Origin of the sequence: Parvibaculum sedimenti (assembly GCF_009184905.1) — a bacterium.
GTDB lineage: Bacteria > Pseudomonadota > Alphaproteobacteria > Parvibaculales > Parvibaculaceae > Parvibaculum > Parvibaculum sedimenti.
Genome location: NZ_WESC01000032.1, coordinates 1 through 1,350 on the forward strand (window position 1 = coordinate 1; position 1,350 = coordinate 1,350).

General features: G+C 39.9%; 1 protein-coding gene. It reads right to left on the bottom strand.

The window, feature by feature from the left end; all coding sequences use genetic code 11:
* Positions 1–28: 28 nt before the first annotated feature.
* A partial coding sequence (locus F2P47_RS17495; RefSeq protein WP_204886763.1) for an IS4 family transposase occupies positions 29–1,350 on the bottom strand: 1,322 nt, incomplete at its 5' end.

A 1,350-nucleotide genomic window follows, 5' to 3' on the forward strand; every position in this document is an offset into this window, starting at 1 on the left:
TTCATATGTAGGTACTTAAGCTCACTTATTAATCAATCCCGTTATTCTCAACCAAGGATGTAACACCGAATTGATATAGCCCATCTTTCAAATCTCGCTTGGGGTGGGCGCGTGGACATAGCTTTGATATTAGTTCTACGCATTCCTCCACTGCGATCGCTACTGCATGATGTTGACTCAGTTTATTAACTAACAGTGATAGCCATATTGGTGCGGACCTCGCCACTTTTTGTGTCGATATCCATAAAGATTTTAATGCCTCTGTTGCAAATGCCATCATCCTTTTTAGTAACACGGTGATGAAGCTGGCATAGATTAAGGCGCAAACAATAGGCTCTTTTTGTGTGCTGAATTTTTTAAGGTTGCAATACGATTTAAGCTCTTTGAACAATAACTCAATTTGCCACCTTAATCGGTATAATTCGACAACATCTGAAGCCGGAATGGTCTCTCTAGACAAATTAGTCACCAAGTAGCCAACCCGCTTTTTCTTTTTGTACCAAAACGCTATTACTCTGTATTCAAATGGGTTTTTATCCCACTGAGCCGTTAAATCTATTATCGTGTTTTTGTCCTTCAGCTGTAATGTTTTAAGCTTTTTACCTTTGGCTTTTTTGATAGCATTTCCCTGATAATCATAAGCTGATTTAATAACCGGATTGATACTGCAAAGCGCTTGCGTAATAGTGTATCCGCCGTTTTTATCAATCTCTGCTATCTTGTCCCTATCAAAGTACCCAGCATCGGTGAGTAATAAGGTGTCATTTAACGTTTGAGCTTTTGGTGCATGAGGTCTTTCAGGTTCGGTATCCGCACCTAGGGCTAAATAGTCGACGCTGCTGCTTAATAAATCCATTGTGACATGCAGTTCCACCGCGGCAGGATATCGATTTTTGAATCGACCAGGATATTCAGTTTGCAAACCGTCATGCAGTTGAAAAGAGCAACCATCGTGGAGTTTGACTTGAGAAAATGGAAATGCGTAGCCCGTTGACAGGCTCGTTAATTTTAAGGTGTGCAGAGCCCAATGCTGCATCACCATTTCAAAACACTGCTGCATAAAATCACGACACTGTTCTTTTTTAAGCTGATTATGAAAAGGTTTATAGCGAATAGGCATACCACTAATGGTTTGGTACTTTCGATGAATATCAGCCAAATTAGCTTTGGATTGACAACCAAGCGTATCAATCACAGCGAGTAATAAATAGTAAGGGTTAAATTGGCGACTGCGCTCAACCAATTTCACGCTTCTGGCAATTGAAAAAAGTGTCTTGGGAGCAAAAATTGATTGGATTTTATCTGTCAAAGTCGTAAGGTTCATTGTCTTCATGTTTGTTTGTCTTTTAT